The sequence below is a fragment of the Pradoshia sp. genome, from assembly GCF_051873915.1.
GTDB lineage: Bacteria > Bacillota > Bacilli > Bacillales > Pradoshiaceae > Pradoshia.
In genome coordinates this window covers 1-1,506 of sequence record NZ_JBJEFJ010000152.1, presented here as the reverse complement: position 1 = coordinate 1,506, position 1,506 = coordinate 1, and the positions used below count along the sequence as shown (strand labels likewise).

General features: G+C 43.1%; 1 protein-coding gene and 1 pseudogene. Both read right to left on the bottom strand.

Annotated elements, in window-relative coordinates:
* Positions 1-224: 224 nt before the first annotated feature.
* Positions 225-1,202, bottom strand: coding sequence for an IS30 family transposase (locus tag ACI35L_RS13385; RefSeq protein WP_439803089.1), 978 nt, complete (start codon positions 1,200-1,202; stop codon positions 225-227).
* Between the two features lie 195 nt (positions 1,203-1,397).
* Positions 1,398-1,506 (bottom strand): annotated as a pseudogene (locus ACI35L_RS13380) (helix-turn-helix domain-containing protein); the annotation flags it as partial.

The window sequence follows — 1,506 nt, the reverse complement described above, 5'->3', positions numbered from 1 at the left end:
AATAGTAACTTCCAGTCTTGCAATACTAACTTCCAGTAACCTATGAATTTATGGAAGTAATCAGAAGTTAACTTTACAAAAGCTCAAAAAATGGAACTTACTATTGCAAATTGAGCACGACAAAATGGCGAAAGAAAGAGTGATTTAATTTTTGCAAAACTAACTTCCGCATATACAATTTAATATTCTATTCGGCTTTTGAATGACGGATTTAATTAAAAGAGTTACTTCTTCAGTAACTTCGGTGTAAGATTAATCTCGTTAGGAGGAATCTGATGTAGATTTAACTTTGTGAGCAGATTCTCTCCGTATAAGGAGCTGAACAGTCTGTATGGCGACAGATTGCCCAGCTTCTTTCTTGTATACGAGTTTATGTGACTCATCATCAGATCGATGTCTGACTGTGTAAGATGATCAAAGCTGGAGCCTTTAGGAAGGATTCTTCTGATCATCTCGTGCGTGACCTCACATCCACCTTTCTGGTCAGAACGTTGAGGATCACAGTAAAAGATTCTTGTGCGGATTTCCCCATTCTCGTCACATTCAATGGACAGAGGGTCGGTGAATTCACTGCCGCGGTCTGTAAGTATAACCTGGAATAGATTTCTGAAAGCCTCGCGACCCAGAACCCTGTCCAGATAGCTGAATATATCTGTGACAGACCTTGCAGTATTGACTTCACGCAGGAAGGCAAGCATAAGTTCGCAGTTTCTGAAGTAGATTGTCAGAAGAACCTTACCGCCTTTCCTGCCTTCAACGGAATCCATTTCAGTGACAGCCACATCCGGGCAGGCGTCAAGAAACTCGAGGAAATCCTCATAGGTTCTGCCTACATGACATTGCTTGTCTACACGAACGGGGCGCTTTTTCTTTCTGACGCGGTATCGAACCTTCCTTGGAAGATCGAGGTTGCCGACAGATAGAAGCCCTGCATCAATGTAGTTGTAGATGCTTCTTTCATCACACATAATCAGATCCTTGTTGTTCTGACATATATGGTGAATGGATTGCCCTTGCCTAATCAATGGAGACACAATGTCATCTATGCGCTTCAGCTCATCATAAGTGATGGCGAATCCTTGACGGCTTTGAACTAGGCACGCTTCATAGGCTTTCTGCGCTGCTTTTGCATCGTAAAGATGCCGTTCAAGCCTACATCCTTGACGGTCTTTGCAGCCATTACAGACGTAAGGTGCAGACATTAGCTTCCGACATGTTTTGGGGGAGAATTCAGGACAGATAGTAAAGCATTCTGCCGCCGAACACCTTCGGCAAATTTTAAAAGAGCTGACGCGGCATGGGGAACAGATATCTCCGCTGTGTGAACACTCTTGAATTTTGCTGCAGGGGTTAAACATAGATGTACGTTTCACAATTATGTGATTGCGGATTTCCTTGGATACTGTCGAAGGATCCTTTCCAATTTCACGAGCGATTTCTTGGAATTTAAGTCCATCATGCAAACCGGTCTGTATGGAGAGTCGATCATCAAGGGTAAGGTGTTTT

What these genes read in the sequence shown, in the direction of transcription:
- ACI35L_RS13385 (WP_439803089.1), bottom strand. Translation starts at nt 1,202, where the DNA reads ATGTCTGCACCTTACGTCTGTAATGGCTGCAAAGACCGTCAAGGATGT.